General features: G+C 72.9%; 16 protein-coding genes and 1 riboswitch. Of the genes, 4 read left to right on the top strand and 12 right to left on the bottom strand.

Translation table 11 applies throughout. From position 1 onward, the window contains the following. Positions 1–243 precede the first annotated feature (243 nt). Positions 244–918: a hypothetical protein gene (locus tag ACLJPL_RS16110; protein ID WP_411081521.1), complete on the bottom strand. Its 675-nt coding sequence runs from the start codon at positions 916–918 to the stop codon at positions 244–246. A 386-nt stretch (positions 919–1,304) separates the two neighbouring features. Between ACLJPL_RS16110 and ACLJPL_RS16105 the strand changes: the two genes are divergently transcribed. Further along, a complete protein-coding gene (locus ACLJPL_RS16105; protein WP_411081520.1) occupies positions 1,305–2,378 on the top strand; it encodes a PucR family transcriptional regulator in 1,074 nt (357 codons plus the stop codon). A gap of 43 nt (positions 2,379–2,421) precedes the next feature. Here the strand turns inward: ACLJPL_RS16105 and ACLJPL_RS16100 are convergent, their stop codons facing one another. The 5 genes from ACLJPL_RS16100 to ACLJPL_RS16080 form a co-directional block, all read right to left on the bottom strand. Further along, positions 2,422–2,877: a tellurite resistance TerB family protein gene (locus tag ACLJPL_RS16100; RefSeq protein WP_073875010.1), complete on the bottom strand. Its 456-nt coding sequence runs from the start codon at positions 2,875–2,877 to the stop codon at positions 2,422–2,424. A gap of 154 nt (positions 2,878–3,031) precedes the next feature. Beyond that, the gene (locus ACLJPL_RS16095; protein WP_411081519.1) at positions 3,032–4,552 is read right to left on the bottom strand and encodes an MFS transporter; all 1,521 of its coding nucleotides are present in this window, start codon (positions 4,550–4,552) and stop codon (positions 3,032–3,034) included. A gap of 185 nt (positions 4,553–4,737) precedes the next feature. Further along, complete coding sequence (locus ACLJPL_RS16090; RefSeq protein WP_411081518.1) at positions 4,738–5,175, bottom strand: winged helix-turn-helix transcriptional regulator; 438 nt, start codon at positions 5,173–5,175, stop codon at positions 4,738–4,740. Positions 5,176–5,282: 107 nt separating this feature from the next. Next, entirely contained in the window at positions 5,283–6,560 is a 1,278-nt protein-coding gene (locus tag ACLJPL_RS16085) for a cation:proton antiporter (RefSeq protein WP_411081517.1), read from the bottom strand. Between the two features lie 2 nt (positions 6,561–6,562). After that, a complete protein-coding gene (locus tag ACLJPL_RS16080; RefSeq protein ID WP_411081516.1) occupies positions 6,563–7,033 on the bottom strand; it encodes a cation:proton antiporter regulatory subunit in 471 nt (156 codons plus the stop codon). A gap of 271 nt (positions 7,034–7,304) precedes the next feature. Between ACLJPL_RS16080 and ACLJPL_RS16075 the strand changes: the two genes are divergently transcribed. Together ACLJPL_RS16075 and ACLJPL_RS16070 are read left to right on the top strand one after the other, a co-directional pair. After that, positions 7,305–7,709, top strand: coding sequence for a hypothetical protein (locus ACLJPL_RS16075; protein ID WP_411081515.1), 405 nt, complete (start codon positions 7,305–7,307; stop codon positions 7,707–7,709). A 33-nt stretch (positions 7,710–7,742) separates the two neighbouring features. Further along, positions 7,743–8,015, top strand: coding sequence for a hypothetical protein (locus ACLJPL_RS16070; RefSeq protein WP_411081514.1), 273 nt, complete (start codon positions 7,743–7,745; stop codon positions 8,013–8,015). Between the two features lie 45 nt (positions 8,016–8,060). Here the strand turns inward: ACLJPL_RS16070 and ACLJPL_RS16065 are convergent, their stop codons facing one another. The 3 genes from ACLJPL_RS16065 to ACLJPL_RS16055 form a co-directional block, all read right to left on the bottom strand. Beyond that, entirely contained in the window at positions 8,061–8,495 is a 435-nt protein-coding gene (locus ACLJPL_RS16065; RefSeq protein ID WP_411081513.1) for a pentapeptide repeat-containing protein, read from the bottom strand. Positions 8,496–8,609: 114 nt separating this feature from the next. Continuing rightward, a complete protein-coding gene (locus ACLJPL_RS16060; RefSeq protein WP_411081512.1) occupies positions 8,610–8,885 on the bottom strand; it encodes a hypothetical protein in 276 nt (91 codons plus the stop codon). 144 nt (positions 8,886–9,029) lie between these two features. Continuing rightward, entirely contained in the window at positions 9,030–10,139 is a 1,110-nt protein-coding gene (locus ACLJPL_RS16055; RefSeq protein WP_411081511.1) for a cobalt-precorrin-5B (C(1))-methyltransferase, read from the bottom strand. Positions 10,140–10,185: 46 nt separating this feature from the next. Between ACLJPL_RS16055 and ACLJPL_RS16050 the strand changes: the two genes are divergently transcribed. Further along, entirely contained in the window at positions 10,186–10,971 is a 786-nt protein-coding gene (locus ACLJPL_RS16050) for a cobalt-precorrin-6A reductase (RefSeq protein ID WP_411081510.1), read from the top strand. Here ACLJPL_RS16050 and ACLJPL_RS16045 read toward each other — a convergent pair. The 3 genes from ACLJPL_RS16045 to ACLJPL_RS16035 all read right to left on the bottom strand — a co-directional run bounded on the left by ACLJPL_RS16045 (position 10,941) and on the right by ACLJPL_RS16035 (position 14,524). Continuing rightward, the gene (locus tag ACLJPL_RS16045) at positions 10,941–12,473 is read right to left on the bottom strand and encodes a precorrin-2 C(20)-methyltransferase (RefSeq protein WP_411081509.1); all 1,533 of its coding nucleotides are present in this window, start codon (positions 12,471–12,473) and stop codon (positions 10,941–10,943) included. The genes ACLJPL_RS16050 and ACLJPL_RS16045 overlap by 31 nt on opposite strands. Further along, on the bottom strand, positions 12,470–13,099 hold the full coding sequence (locus ACLJPL_RS16040) for a precorrin-8X methylmutase (protein WP_411081508.1): 630 nt from the start codon (positions 13,097–13,099) through the stop codon (positions 12,470–12,472). The genes ACLJPL_RS16045 and ACLJPL_RS16040 overlap by 4 nt, the downstream gene beginning before the upstream one ends. Before the next feature lie 90 nt (positions 13,100–13,189). Further along, entirely contained in the window at positions 13,190–14,524 is a 1,335-nt protein-coding gene (locus ACLJPL_RS16035) for a cobalamin biosynthesis protein CobG (protein WP_411081507.1), read from the bottom strand. Positions 14,525–14,712: 188 nt separating this feature from the next. Then, positions 14,713–14,792, top strand: a riboswitch (cobalamin riboswitch). The last annotated feature ends 108 nt before the right edge of the window (positions 14,793–14,900 follow it).

The raw sequence follows: 14,900 nt of genomic DNA, 5'->3' as shown, positions 1-14,900 counted from the left end.
CAAAGAAGGAGCAGGTCGAAAGGGCGGACGGCGGAAGGACGCACGGGAAACGCTGGGTGAGACCGATGAGCCCCGGTACAGCGACGGCCACGGGAGCACTCACGGCTGCAGCCAGAGCCAGAGCCAGAGCCTGAGCCGCAGGGCCGGCGGAGCCAACAGCGGTCATCCCGCCCGCACCTGCGCACGCCCACCGGCCGCACGCCCACCGGGCACGCGCCCCGCTGGACACACGTCCCGCCGGCGTCAGCCGTTCGTGGGCTCCGGCAGGCCGCCCGGTCTGGCCTTCGGGCCCGGGTCCAGGGCCGCGTCGTACGGCGACACCCAGAAGAACTCGCCCTCTTCGTCGTACGCGTAGAGGAGTCCCGTGCTGCCGGAGACGAGGCGCTCCTCGGCGTGCAGCTCGGCGAGCCGGGCGACCCGGGGGGCCTGGCGGACCTGGACGATGGCCGTCGAACCATCGGCCGCGGCCACCTCGGCCTGGCCGAAGGCGGCGCTGACCGAGCCGGTGCGGATGGTGCACACGCGCCCGATGAAGTCCTTGCGCGACGGCGGAGGTTCCGCCGGGAAGTACCGGCGGAAGAGGTGTGCGAGAAGGCGGACGGTTCCCCAGGCGAGGAACAGCGATCCGGCGAGTACGGCGACGGCGAGCAGCGCGCGGGCGGTGCCGGTGGCCGGGGTCCGGTGCAGCAGGACCGTACCGGCCAGGCTGCCGAACCAGGCGACGACGACGAGCAGCGACACGGAGACCGTGACCGGCACCCCGCCGAGACCGGCCGTGCCGGAGTCGAGGTCCGAGTCGAAGGAGTGCTGATCGGCCGCGCCGGCCAGCACCAGCAGCCAGAAGCAGATGACGACCACGAGGGCCGCGCCGAAGATGACGGCGGGAAATCCGAGTGCCGCGCCCAGGAACTCGTCCATCGGTCCCACCCCCTCCGCGGTTCTGCGCTCCGGCCCCGTGGCGGAGCGCGTCGTTCGTCTGCGCACGGGGAGCGGGGGTGTCGGGGCCCGGCGCTGCGGCACTGCGAACAGCGCCGCAGCAGCCGGGTCGTTCCCCTCAGGCACCCTCCGTCGAATCCCGAATCCCCCGTGGATCCCCCGTGGATTCTTCGGGAAGGCCCCTGTTCTTTCCCCCGTGTCCCCCGTGCGTTCCCCCGTTGTGTTGCTGACCTGATCCTGTCATCCGACCCCCACCCGCCGCACTGCCGGATTCCGGCAATCTTTACGCTTTCCTGATGCCGGGCACCGGCATCGCCCGGTGTGCGTTAGTGAAATGACAGGACTGTTGCAAGGTTGAAGGAGTGTGCGTGGCCGAGCCGGAGATTCCTGAGGAAATGCTGGGCGACTATGCCCACATTCTGGGCGAAGTCGCCACCACCGGGCGTCGGCTGACGCGCGATGAGCTGGAAATACGCCGGGCGCTGGGCCGGGAGGCGGCAGACGCGGGGCATCAGCTGCGTGCACTCGTAACGATGCACCTGGCGCAGACGCGAGAGTCCTGGCCACGCGCGGCTGCCGGAAACAGCCCTGCCGTGACGGATGCGGTGCTGGCCGCGGTGGAGCAGGCGGTCGACGCGTTCGCCGAGGGGTTCGAGCGGGCGCAGCGCCTCACCGTACGCCGGGAGGAGGCGGCGCGCCGGGAGTTCATCGACGATCTGCTGTACGGGCGGAGCGACTTGGTCCGTCTCGCGGAGCGGGCCACCCGCTTCGGCCTGCGGCTTTCCCGGGCGCACGCGGTGGCGGTGGCGTCGGGCCCGGAGGCGTACACGGAGACGGACGCGGTGCCGCGCAGTGTGGAGGCGGCGCTGCTGGCCCGGTTCAGCGGGCGCAAGATCCTGCTGACGACGAAGGACGGGCGGATCGTCTGCATCGCGCCCGGCAGCCAGCCCGACGTGCTGCGCTATTTCGCCAAGCAGTCGCACGCGGCGACGGACGGCGGCCAGGTCGCGATCGGCCGCCCGCACAAGGGTCCTGGCGGGGTGGTCCACTCGTACGACGAAGCGCTCGAAGCCCTCGATCTGGCGGACCGGATGGGGATGGAGGACCCCGTGCTCTACGCCTCGGATCTCCTGGTCTACCCGGTGCTGACCCGGGACCGGCAGGCGATGGCGGATCTGGTGCGCAGTGAGCTGGGCCCGCTCCAGAAGGCCAGGGGCGGTGCGGAGCCGCTGCTGAAGACGCTCGCGGTCTACTTCGACGCGGGCTGTGTGGCGGCGGAGACAGCCCGCCGCCTGGCGCTGAGCGTACGGGCGCTGACGTACCGGCTGGAGCGCATCCACCAGCTCACCGGCTCCGACCCGGCGGACCCGATGCACCGCTACAGCCTGCAGACGGCGGTGATCGGGGCGCGGTTGCTCGACTGGCCGGCCAAGGAGCTGTGAAGCGCCCCCGGCCGGCCCGTAGTACCTCTACCCGTGCGTACCCTCAGAGGTCGAACTCGTGCGGCGGCAGGTCCAGGGCGAAACACGCCTCGCGCACGACGGCCTGCTCCGTCTTGTCGAAGTCGCCGTCCGCGCCGCCGATGATGATGCCGATCTGGATGACGGCACGCGCCTCGGCGGGCTTCTTCTTCGCCTTGGCGATCTCCTGGAGCACGCTGACCTTGCCGAAGTCGAAGTCGGCGGTGAGCTTGTTGAGGTAGTCGTTGAACCGCCGCTGGAGGTCGTCCGCGGGGAAGTTCTTCAGGACGTCGTTGCTCGCGATGAGCGCGGCGACGCGCTGGCGCTCGGACGCGTCGATGGAGCCGTCCGCGGCGGCGACCAGAGCGCACATGGCCATGCTCGCGTCCCGGAACGCCCCGGACTTCAGGTCGTTCTTCTTCGCTTCCAGCTGCGTCTGCATAGACGAAGCGGATTCCTTGATCCGATCCCACAGGGCCATGACATCTCCATACGTTGCGGTGCAATGCCGGAACAAAAGAAAACTCTACAGACGTGTAGAAGCTAGCAGGGACGGTGGGCCCCCGCCCCGGGTTCGCGGGGCCGGGCGTGGGGGCCTCCGTTGCTTCGGCCAGGGGGAGTTGGGGGCGGCCGCGCTATTTCCCGTCGACCTTCCGCAGCAGCACGGTGGCGGTGACCGCCAGGGCGAGCAGCACGGGTACGGCTCCGAGGGCGACCAGCGCGAGTCCTTCCGCGAAGGCTTCCCGGGCTGTGCCGGCCAGGGCGGCGCCGACGTCCCCGGGCAGGCCCGCGGCCGTTTCGAGTGCGCCGGGGAGGGTGTCGGTGACGGTCGCGCGGTCGGAGGCCGGTATGCCTTCGGGCACCGCCTCCGCCATCCGCCGGTGATAGGCGACGTTGAGGAAGCTGCCGAGGAGGGCGATGCCGAGTGCGCCGCCGAGTTCCTGGGTGGTCTCCCCGACTGCGGCGGCCGAACCGGCCTGCTCGGGCGGAGCGGCGTCGACGATCATCCCGATGCCCAGGGACGACACCGGCATCAGTCCGATGAACAACAGCGTCGACCCCGTCACGACATGGCCGATTCCTGACGTTCCGTCGAGCCGGGACAGCACCGCGAAGCCGATGGCGGCGACCGTGAGCCCGGCCCCGAAGACGGCGGCCTTGCCGACCTGTCCGGCGACCCCCTGGGCGATGAACATGGCGAGCGTGCCGCCGAGGACCATCGGCAGACTCCACACCGCCGACTCCAGCGGGTCCAGGCCCACCACCATCTGGATGTACTGGGAGACGAGGAACTGGCTGCCCAGCATGAACACCACGGTCAGCGTGAGGGTGCCGAGCGAGACGCTGAAGCCGCGGTTCGCGAAGAGCCCCAGGTCGAGCAGCGGGTTGGTGAGCCGGCGTTGCCGGGCGACGAAGAGGTACCCGGTCACCAGGCCGGCCGCGAGGGCGAGGAGCGCGAGCCAGTCGAACCCCTCCTTCGCGAACTCCTTCAACCCGAGGACGACCAGCAGGATTCCGGCCAACGACAGGGCCGCGCTCATCACGTCCAGCCGCCCGGCGTCGGGGTTGCGGACCTCCGGCAGCACCAACGGCCCGGCCACCAGCAGGAAGGCCATGACGGGCACGGCCACGAGGAAGACCGACCCCCACCAGAAGAACTCCAGCAGTACGCCGCCGACCAGCGGGCCGACCGCCCCGCCGACCATGAAGCTGGTCATCCACACCGTGATGGCGAAGGCCCGCTGTCCGGCGTCCTGGAACATGGCGCTGATCAGGGACAGCGTGGACGGCCCCAGGACCGCGCCGGCCAGGCCCAGGAGGGCGCGGGCCGCGATGAGCGTCTCGGCGGTCGGCGCGTAGGCGGCGAGCACCGAGGCGACGGCGAACGCGGCGGCGCCGATCAGGAGCATGCGGCGTCGGCCGATGCGGTCGCCCAGGGTGCCCATCGTGATCATCGAACCGGCGATGACGAAGCCGTAGACGTCGGTGATCCACAGCAGTTGGGACCCCGAGGGCGCGAGGTCCCGGCTGAGCGTCGGCAGTGCCAGATGCAACACGCTCATGTCCATGATCACGAGCATCGCGGGCAGCGCCAGCGCCGCCAGCCCGATCCATTCGCGCGCCCCGGCCCGGGCGGTCACCTGCGTGGACACCACGATCCCCACCATCCCCAACGTCCCTTTTCCGGGCCTGTGCGGTCCGGTTGGGCTCACCGTAGGTTGTGGGCTTTCGATAAGTAAGGGCATACCTGGAGGTAAGCCCGGGGTGGTGGGGGTGAGCCCGCAGGTGGGGGGCGGGACGCCGGGCGTCAGTGAGATCCAGGTCTCAGCGGGATTCTGTCTCAGCCTCGGTCGTCGTGCTGCTCGCGCGCGGCGAGGATGTCGTCGATCCGGTGGGTGACCCAGTCCACCAGGCCGCTCAGGGTGACGGAGAGCTCGCGCCCCAGGGGAGTGAGCGAGTAGGTCACCTGGGGCGGCACGGTGGGCTCGACCTCCCGGGCGATCAGACCGTCCCGCACGAAGACGCGCAGGTTCTGCGACAGCATCTTCTCGCTGATGCCGCCGATCCTGTCCCGGAGCACGTAGAAGCGCATCGGGCCGTCCTGCAACGCGGCCAGGATCAGCACGCCCCACCGGCTGCTCACGTGGTTCAGCACGGTGCGGGCCGGGCAGTCGGCGGTGAACGCGTCGCTCATCGAGGGGTGGGGACCGGCGGCGGGGCGGGCTTCTTCGGCCATCGGCAGGGCGTTCTCGGTGCCGATCACGGCTGCTGCGTCCATGCCGGGGAGCGTACTGCCGGATATGCCCTTACGGGAAGTAAGCCGAGGAGCCTGAGCGGGAGCGGGAGCCGCGACCGGCCGGAGGGGGAAAGCGGGGGTGCGTCGCGTCAGTCGCCGCGCGCCTCGCCCGCGGGTTCCGGGGTGAGGTCGTCGTGGGCGGCGAGGCGGCGCTCCGGGGCGGCCTTCGGCACTTCCTGGGCCGCGCTCCCCTTGTGGGAGGGGGCGCCCCCGTCGCGCAGGGCCTGGATCTTCTCGGCGACGGGCTGCGTCCACCGGGCGGTGAGCGGGCCGACGATGACGAGGATCAGGACGTACGCGGTCGCCAGCGGCCCGATGCGCGGCTCGGTGGCCACCGCCAGACCGGCGATGACGATGGAGAACTCGCCGCGCGCCACGAGCGTGCCGCCCGCCCGCCAGCGCCCGCGCGAGCCGACTCCGGCGCGGCGGGCCGCGTACCAACCAGTGGCGATCTTGGTGAGGACCGTGACGACGGCCAGCAGGGCGGCGGGCAGCAGCACCGGCGGGATGTCGGCCGGGTTGGTGGAGAGCCCGAAGAAGACGAAGAACACGGCGGCGAACAGGTCGCGCAGCGGGGTGAGCAGCTTGCGCGCGCCCTCGGCGACCTCACCGGACAGCGCGATGCCGACGAGGAACGCCCCGACCGCCGCGGACACCTGGAGCTGCTGGGCGACGCCGGCGACGAGCACGGTGAGGCCGAGGACGACCAGGAGCAGCATCTCCGGGTTGTCGGAGGAGACCGCGCGGCTGATGAGGCGGCCGTGGCGCAGCGCCAGATAGAGGACGAAGCCGACCGTGCCCAGCGCGATGAGCAGGGCGAGGCTGCCGCCCGCGAGGCTGACGCCGGCGAGCATGGCGGTGAGCAGCGGCAGGTAGACCGCCATCGCCAGGTCCTCCATGACGAGGACGCCGAGGATGACGGGGGTCTCGCGGTTGCCGAGCCGGCCGAGGTCGGTCATCACCTTCGCGATCACGCCCGACGACGAGATCCAGGTGACTCCGGCGAGCGCGACGGCCCCGACCGGGCCCCAGCCGAGGATCAGGGCGGCGACGGCTCCGGGCGTCGCGTTGAGGACGAAGTCGACCGCCCCGGAGGGGTATTGGGTCTTGAGGCTGGTGACCAGCTCGGACGCGCTGTATTCAAGACCCAGCAGAAGCAGCAGCAGGATGACGCCGATCTCGGCGCCGACCATGGTGAACTCCTCGCTCGCGTCGAGGGGGATCAGCCCGCCGTGGCCGAAAGCGAGCCCCGCGAGGAGGTAGAGGGGAATGGGCGAGAGCCCTATCCGCCCGGCGATCCGGCCGATGAGCCCCAGCCCGAGGATGACGGCGCCCAGCTCCACCAGCAATGCAGTCGTGTCATGCACGGTCAGCCCTCCGCAATGATCTCGGAGAGCGCGTCGACGCCCTCACGCGTACCCACGGCGACGAGCGTGTCCCCGATGGCGAGTCGAAAGTTCGGTTCCGGCGACGGGTGCGCGCTGTGCGTCCGCAGGACGGCCACGATCGAGGCCCCGGTCCGCGTCCGCGCCCGGGTCTCCCCCAACAGCCGCCCCCCGTAAGGAGAACGGGACCCGAGCGGAATGTGCTCGGTGACGAGGTCGATGCCCTCGGTCCGTACGGCGTCGATCGGCGCGGGGTCGATGAGGTGGGCCAGCGCGGTGGCCTCGGTCGTCGTCAGGGGCACCGACAACCGGCACGAATCGGGGTCGTCCTGTTCGTAGAACCCGATGAACCGGCGTCCGTCGTGGTGGACGACGACGGAGATGTGCTGCCCCGTCTCGGTGGTGAAGTCGTACTGAGCGCCCACTCCGGGCAATGACGTGCGACGAGTTCCCATGGCTTCGACTTCCTCCCGAGACGTGCGTCGGTGCGTCGGCGCACAGGGTGATCTCTTTATCCGGCGATTACTTTATCGGTCGGCCGAAAACCGTCGAGGGGCTCGGACGCGCCCCGGTCCGGACGGTCACGTAGACGCACAGGCACAGGCACAGGCACGGGTGCAGGGACAGGAGCAGGCACAGGCACAGGCACAGGTGCAGGAGCAGGAGCAGGCACACGTAAGCAGTGGGGCCGTTGGCCGATGTGGGCCTTCTGTCATTCTGCTGGCCATGACCGCGCGAAACAGACGACTGCCCCGGCACCGTGCCTGGCCTCTGACCACCACCGACGTCAACGAGTGTCTCGGCCCTCACATGGCCCGCGTCAGGGATCTGGAGTTCCTCACCGGGCCCGACAGCGGGACCATCGTCCTGGGAGCGGCGTGGGTCGCTCCCCACTCCCGTAACCACGGCAGCGGCGTCCATCCGGACTCGGTCGGCATCACCATCGGCGTCCACCCGGTCGACGCCACCGAACGGGCCGCAGTCCGCGCTGTCCTACGGGCCCAGGCCCTCCCGCAGCTCCATGAATGGGTCACGCGGGCGGTCGCCGCCGACGAGACCTGGCAGCTGACTGACCACCGGCACTACTGGCGGCTCACCGGAGGCCGCCTCACCCACCGCGACGAAGCGTGAACCTTGTTCGGCCGAGAGGCGTGAAAGGCGACCATGCCGCTCGCCCACGCCGTCGCCCTGCTGCCGTCACGACGCCTCCAGGAGGTGTGGCGTCTGGTCCGCGAACCGGTCGCCGACGAGCGGGAGTTGGCCGAGGTGCGGGGTGCTCTGATCGACTGCGGCGCGGCGACGGCGTGCGAGCGGGAGGCGGAGAGTCTGCTGCGACGGGCCTGGGAAGAGCTGGAGTCCGCGCTGCCCGGCTCCTCCCGGACGCGGGTGCTGCGCGAGATGGCCTGGCAGACCGTTCGCGGTGACCGGATCGCGTGACCGGGGGCGGTGGTGGCGGCCGCCGTTCTCGTCAGGGGCCGGCGGCTACCTGTTCCCGTCGGGCCCCGGGGGCCAGCCCGTGACGTCCTCCGCCTGGACGTTGCGCAGGGAGGCTCCCTCGAAACGGGCGCCGGTGACGTCGGTCGGGCCGAGCGAGGGTATGCCGGTGTTGACGCTGCTGAGTATCGCGTCCGTCAGGTCGGCGTCCCGCAGGTCCGCGTCCCGCAGATCGCAGCCGGCCAGGACGGCCCCGCGCAGGGAGGCCCCCCGCAGATCCGCGCCGCTGAGGTCGCAGAACTTGAACGAGCCGCCGTCCAGGGTGGCGTGGCGCAGATCCGCGCCCTTGAACGTGCAGCGGGAGAAGCGCAGTTGAGCTGTCCGCGTGGACGCGAGGTTCTGGTCGGTGAAGTCCTCGCCGGTTACGGCCGCATAGCGGTGGAGCTCGGCGAGTCGTTGGCGTGCGGTCAGTGGCGTGGTCATATGCACCAGAGTGCCAGCCGGGCGTCGGCCGTCGCCCCGCTTTCCCGCGGTTCGCCGCCCGTGCCGCCGCTGCCCCGAGCGCCCCCGTCCGGTCGTGGCGATCGCGGCCGGACGCTACGGCCGCTCCCGCCAAGGCAGTTGGGATCCGGGCCCTCGGATGCGTCGACCGAGCGAGACCGTGCGTACGTTTTCGAGATCAGCCCCGACCCTCAGCACGGCCTTCCCCGTGTTCCGGCCGGGCTCCGGAGTGGGCAGCTCCACCAGGAGCAGGCCGGGGTGGCGGGCCGCCTCGCCGTACACCGCGATCCGCCCGGGCCGCTCCGGAGTGGGCAGCTCCACCAGGAGCAGGACCTCCGGTCCGCCGATCTCCTTGAATGCGACCGCTCTCACGCGTTCCCCCAGTCCTCCACGCTTCCGCGCCTCTGACGTCCGGAAGCTCGCGCCTGAGCCGGCGTATGCCCAACTCCTCCCGTAAGAAGCGGCCCTGGCGCGCCTCGCCTCCCGCCCACCCGCCTTCCCCTCCGGCGACCGGCGCTAGGCCCGCCCCACCACCGCCCCCGCCCGGTCGACGCAGATCACGTCGACCGCCACCGGCGCGCCCCGCAGGACGGACAGCGCCTCGTCGCGGGCGCGGGCGGCCACCAGGTCGCCCAGCGGCACCCCCGCCGCCTCGCAGAGCCGCAACGCCTCCAGGCCCGTGTTGGCGGTGGCGATCCGCGAGGCCAGCTCCTCGTCCGCGCCGCCCCGCCGGGCCAGGCCGGCCAGGAAGGGCTTGTCGACCTGGGAGCGGGCCGAGTGCAGGTCCAGGTGGCCGGCCGCCAGCTTGGAGAGCTTGGCGAAGCCGCCGCAGATCGTCAGACGGGCGACCGGGTGGCGGCGTACGTACTTCAGCACCGCGCCCGCGAAGTCCCCCATGTCCAGCAGCGCGATGTCCGGCAGCCCGTACTCCGCCGCCACCGTCCTCTCCGACGTCGACCCCGTGCACCCCGCGACATGCGTCAGGCCCGCCGCCCGCGCCACGTCCACGCCCCGCCGGATCGAGTCGATCCACGCCGAGCAGGAGTACGGGACCACCACCCCCGTCGTGCCCAGGATCGACAGGCCGCCCAGGATCCCCAGCCGGCCGTTCCACGTCGAGCGGGCGATCTCCTCGCCGTGGTCCACCGACACCGTCACCTCCACGTCCCCCGCCTCCCCGTGCTCCGCCGCCACCCGCTCCACGTGCTCGCGCATCAGCCGGCGCGGCACCGGGTTCACGGCGGGCTGGCCCACGTCCAGGGGCAGGCCGGGCAGCGTCACCGTGCCCACGCCCGGGCCCGCCCGGAACACCACCCCGGACCCCGGCGGCAGCCTCCGTACGGTCGCCCTCACCAGCACCCCGTGCGTCACGTCCGGGTCGTCCCCCGCGTCCTTCACCACCCCGGCGCTCGCCCGCCCGGCCGCCAGCTCCTCCACCGCCAGCGCGAACGCCGGTGTCTGGCCCCGCGGCAGCGTGATGCGCACCGGGTCCGGGAAGTCGCCGGTCAGCAGCGCGGTGTACGCGGCCGTGGTCGCCGCCGTCGCACAGGCTCCGGTCGTCCAGCCGGGGCGCAGACCGGTGTGTTTGAGTTGGGCGCTGCGACCGCCCTGTGCCTCAGCGCTCATGAGAGGCGCTCGGGGGAAGCGTTCATGAAAGGAGTCCGTTCCGACGATGGCGCATGTTCTTGTGACGCATGTCCTTGTTCTGGGGGGTACCACCGAGGCGCGCCGGCTGGCCGAGAGCCTTGCCGGTGACCGGCGCGTTCGCGTCACCACCTCGCTCGCGGGCCGCGTCGCCGCGCCGCGCCTCCCGCCCGGTGACGTACGCGTCGGCGGTTTCGGAGGCGGCGAGGGGCTCGCGGACTGGCTGCGCGCGCACCGCGTCGACGCCCTCGTCGACGCCACCCACCCCTTCGCCGCGACCATGAGCCGGAACGCGGCCGAGGCCGCCGCGCTGGCCCGTGTTCCCCTCCTGGCGCTCCGCCGCCCCGGCTGGGCCGCCCAGGACGGCGACCGCTGGCACTCCGCCGGTTCGCTCGCCGAGGCCGCCGGGCTGCTGCCCGCACTCGGGGAGCGGGTCTTCCTCACCACCGGGCGGATGGGGCTCGCCGCCTTCGCGGGAGCCGACCTCGACGCGCTGTGGTTCCTCGTACGGTCCGTCGACGCGCCGGAGCCGCCCTGCCCGGCCCGGATGGAGGTCCTGCTCGACCGGGGGCCCTTCGACCTCGCGGGGGAGCGGGAACTCATCCGCCGCCATCGCATCGACGTCCTCGTCACCAAGGACAGCGGCGGGGCCGCCACCGCCCCCAAGCTCACCGCCGCCCGCGAGGCGGGGATCCCCGTCGTGGTGGTCCGGCGGCCACCGGTGCCAGAAGGGGTGCCGGTGGCCCGTACGCCCGAGGAGGCCGTGCGGTGGGTACACGAGCTCTACGCGGACGGAGCGGCCGCCTCCGGATAGCGGCGGGGCGTCCACACGACGGACTGACCGCCCTCCCCCCGCCGCACCCACCGCGTCTGCGACGAGCCCACGATGAGCAGCGTCCGCATGTCCACCTCGCCCGGCTCCAGATCGGCCAGCCGCACCGTGCGCACGCTTTCCGCCGGACCGCCCACATCGCGCGCCAGCACCACCGGGGTGTCCGGGGAGCGGTGCTCCAGGAGCAGGTCACGGGCCTTGCCGACTTGCCATGTACGGGACTGGGAGCCCGGGTTGTACAGAGCGAGCACCAGGTCCGCCGAGGCCGCCGCGCGCAGGCGCTCCGCGATGACCTCCCACGGCTTGAGGCGGTCCGAGAGGGAGATCGTGGCGTAGTCGTGGCCCAGCGGTGCGCCGGCGCGCGCCGCCGCCGCGTTGGCCGCGGTGACCCCGGGCAGCACCCGTACGGGAAGGTCCGCGTACTCCTCCTGCGCGGCCGCCTCCAGCACCGCCGTCGCCATCGCGAAGACCCCCGGGTCGCCGCCGGAGACCACCGCGACGCGGTGGCCGCGCCGGGCCAGGTCGAGGGCGAACTCGGCGCGTTCGGACTCCACCTTGTTGTCGGAGCCGTGCCGGGCCTGGCCGGGGCGGACCGGGACCCGGTCCAGATAGGTGGTGTAGCCGACCACGTCGTCGGCCGCCGCCAGCGCCCCGCGCGTCTCGGGCGTCAGCCACAGCGGTCCCGCCGGACCGGTGCCGACGACCACGACCTCACCACCGGAGGAGACCGGAGGGCGCGGCGCGTCGACGCGGCTCGGCAGCACCGCCACCGCGAAGTACGGGACCGACGCCGGATCGATGTCCGCGAGGTCGCCGGTGCGCTCCCCGGCCATCGTCGCCCGCTCCACGTACCGCGCTTCAGCCAGCCGGCCCGACGCCTCGAACGCGCCGCGCACCGTCGGGAACGTACGCCCCAGCTTCATCACCACCGCCGTGTCCGTCGCCGCGAGGCGGGCCGTGAGCTCCTCCTCGGGCAGCGTGCCGGGCAGGATCGTGAGGATCTCCTCGCCCTCGACGAGCGGGGTGCCGAGGCGGGCCGCCGCCGCGCTGACGGACGTCACGCCCGGGACGACCTCGGTGGCGTACCGGTCCGCCAGGCGCTTGTGCATGTGCATGTACGAGCCGTAGAACATCGGGTCGCCCTCGGCGAGGACCGCGACGGTCCGGCCCGCGTCCAGGTGCGCGGCGAGGCGGGCGGCGGCCTTCTCGTAGAACTCCTCCAGCGCCCCCCGGTAGCCGCCCGGGTGGTCCGTGGTCTCCGTCGTGACGGGGTAGACCAGGGCCTCTTCGATGTGGTCGGGCCGCAGGTGCGCCGCCGCGATGGACCGGGCGATCGAGCGGCCGTGGCGGGCGCTGTGGTAGGCGACGACGTCGGCCTCGCCGATGGCCTGGACGGCCCGCAGCGTCATCAGGTTCGGGTCGCCGGGGCCGAGCCCGACGCCGTAGAGCCTGCCTTCGCCACCACTGCTGCTGAACCCGGTCACTGCTCTTCCTCGCTGGCGATGGCGTTGAGCGCCGCCGCCGCTATCGCGCTGCCGCCGCGCCGGCCGCGCACGATCAGGTGCTCCAGGCCCGACGCGTGCCCGGCCAGGGCCTCCTTGGACTCGGCCGCGCCGATGAACCCGACCGGGACGCCGATGACGGCGGCGGGGCGCGGGGCCCCCTCCTCGATCATCTCCAGCAGCCGGAACAGGGCGGTCGGCGCGTTCCCCACCGCGACCACGGCCCCCTCCATACGGTCCCGCCACAGCTCCAGGGCCGCCGCGCTGCGCGTGGTCCCCATCTTCGCGGCGAGCTCCGGAACAGCGGGGTCGGACAGCGTGCACAGCACGTCGTTGTCGGCGGGCAGCCGCTTGCGGGTGACCCCGCTGGCGACCATCGCCACATCGCAGAGGATCGGTGCGCCGGAGCGCAGGGCCGCGCGGGCGTCGGCCACGACGTTCGGCGAGAAGGCGAGGTCCGTCACGAGGTCGACCATGCCGCAGGCGTGGATCATGCGGACGGCGACCTGGCTGACGTCGGCGGGCAGCCCGGCCAGATCCGCCTCCGCGCGGATGGTGGCGAAGGACTGGCGGTAGATCGCCGGTCCGTCCTTCTCGTACTGGTGCACAGTGCTGTCGCTTTCTTCTGCCGTGAGTTCTTCTGCTGTGAGCTCGTCTGCCGTGAGCTCGTCTGCCGTGAGCTCATCAAGGATGAGTGTTCAGGCGCGGGCCGCGGCCACCGCCGCCGCGAGTGCCGCCGGTTCGTCGCGTACGGACGCCGAGTCCTCGCGTACGGACGCCGCCGTCACCGTCGCCGGGGCGTCCCGCCGCTCCCCCCGTACGTGGGAGATCCGGTGCCCTTCGGGCGTGGCCACCACGTCGATCCACTCCCCGTGGGGGTGGCCGCAGCGGCGCTCGCACCCGGACCAGTACACAGGTAGCCGCCCGGGCGGTCCGACAGCGGCCCCCGCTTCGGCCCGTACGTCGGACAGCGACTTCCCGCAGCCCGGGCGGCCGATGCAGGCCCCCACGCCGGTCCACGGGGAGTCGGGCCCGGTGATCAGCCCGGCCGCGTCCAGCATGCGGAGCGCCTGTGCCGCCTCGTCCCGTGGGAAGGGGCCGGGGACGACGATCCCGCGCCACGGGGTGAGCCGCAGCTCGCCGCCGTACCGCCTGGCGGTCTCCGTGAGCAGCCGCCACTGGGCGGGGGCGAGCCGCCCCAGGGGTACGCCGACGCTGATCGCGGTGGGGCCGAGCGGTCCGGGCGCCGGAACGGCTGCCGTACGCGGGCGGGGGCGGCGCACGACCGGGCCGGCCGCCGACCCGATGACCCGGACCACCTCGGCCCGTACGTCGCCGGGCAGGTCCCTCACGACGTCGTCCGGCAGGTCCTTCACGCGCCACGCGCCGGAGTCCCGGGCCGCGCGGAGGAACACCTCGGCGGCCAGCAGCGCGGCGCGCGGGGCATCGGCCGCGGGCACCCGGAACAGCTCGTCGTCGGCCCCGACCCGCAGCAGGGCGGCTCCCGGGCCCTCCGCGATCAGGGTCACGTCCGCGCCCAGCGCGTCCACGTCACCGCGCCCGGAGTCCAGGGCGAAGAGGAAGCGGCCGGAGAGCGCGGCGGCGGCGGCGCTTTCGCACACCAGCCGGTCGAGTTCGCTCAGCCACGCCCCGAGCGCCGGCGATCCGTCCAGTCCGGCCCGCGGCGACGCCACGATGTTGCGGGCCCGCTCGTGCGCGGCGGACGGCAGGAGACCGGCGTCGCCGAGCACCCCGGCGAGCGCGCCGCCGCACTCCGCACCGAGGCCGCGCAGCTGTACGTTGCCCCGCGAGGTGAGATGCAGCTCACCGTCCCCGAACCGGCTCGCCGCCGCCAGCAGCGCGTCCGCCCGGTCCGCGCTCAGCACGCCCCCGGGGACGCGCACGCGGGCCAGCGCCCCGTCGTCGGCCCGGTGCAGCCGCAGCGTTCCCGGGCAGGCGTCGCCCCCGGCGCGGGGGGAGACGCCGCCCGGGACCAGGGGCGAGGGGGCGGAATCGGGCATGGCGGCGAGCATACCGACCACACCTCTCCCGGCGGCGGGCTCGCGCCTGTGACCTGCGGGACAGGGGATCACGACGGTCCGCCCCACCGCCCGCGAACAGTGATCACCACCGCACCCCCGCCCCCTGCCCCGCCCGGCTCCGGCCGCTTAGGATGCAGGCGGTGGTCCGTTCAGGCCGCCATCGCCAGACGGCGACAGGGGAGGAAGCCCGGTGTGATTCCGGCGCGGTCCCGCCACTGTGAGCCCGGCCGCCACCACCGGCCGGGCGAGTCAGGAACTCCCTTCCCCGAGCGCCCGGTCTCCCGCCGGGTGCGCCGCACGGCCTCACGCCGGGCGTTGGGGAGACCCCTCCGACACCGCCCGGGGCGTGGACACCCCGAGGAAGGAC

The organism is Streptomyces sp. cmx-18-6, from assembly GCF_046548915.1.
In the GTDB taxonomy this organism is placed as follows: Bacteria; Actinomycetota; Actinomycetes; order Streptomycetales; family Streptomycetaceae; genus Streptomyces.
Note: the sequence above shows the minus strand (reverse complement) of the source record. Positions and strands in the feature narration are given on the sequence as shown.

Coding starts and splice junctions, on each gene's coding strand:
- ACLJPL_RS16065 (WP_411081513.1), bottom strand. CDS start 8,495: ATGACCACGCCACTGACCGCACGCCAACGACTCGCCGAGCTCCACCGC.
- ACLJPL_RS16080 (WP_411081516.1), bottom strand. CDS start 7,033: ATGGGAACTCGTCGCACGTCATTGCCCGGAGTGGGCGCTCAGTACGAC.
- ACLJPL_RS16050 (WP_411081510.1), top strand. CDS start 10,186: ATGGCGCATGTTCTTGTGACGCATGTCCTTGTTCTGGGGGGTACCACC.
- ACLJPL_RS16035 (WP_411081507.1), bottom strand. CDS start 14,524: ATGCTCGCCGCCATGCCCGATTCCGCCCCCTCGCCCCTGGTCCCGGGC.
- ACLJPL_RS16110 (WP_411081521.1), bottom strand. CDS start 918: ATGGACGAGTTCCTGGGCGCGGCACTCGGATTTCCCGCCGTCATCTTC.
- ACLJPL_RS16055 (WP_411081511.1), bottom strand. CDS start 10,139: ATGAGCGCTGAGGCACAGGGCGGTCGCAGCGCCCAACTCAAACACACC.
- ACLJPL_RS16075 (WP_411081515.1), top strand. CDS start 7,305: ATGACCGCGCGAAACAGACGACTGCCCCGGCACCGTGCCTGGCCTCTG.
- ACLJPL_RS16090 (WP_411081518.1), bottom strand. CDS start 5,175: ATGGACGCAGCAGCCGTGATCGGCACCGAGAACGCCCTGCCGATGGCC.
- ACLJPL_RS16070 (WP_411081514.1), top strand. CDS start 7,743: ATGCCGCTCGCCCACGCCGTCGCCCTGCTGCCGTCACGACGCCTCCAG.
- ACLJPL_RS16100 (WP_073875010.1), bottom strand. CDS start 2,877: ATGGCCCTGTGGGATCGGATCAAGGAATCCGCTTCGTCTATGCAGACG.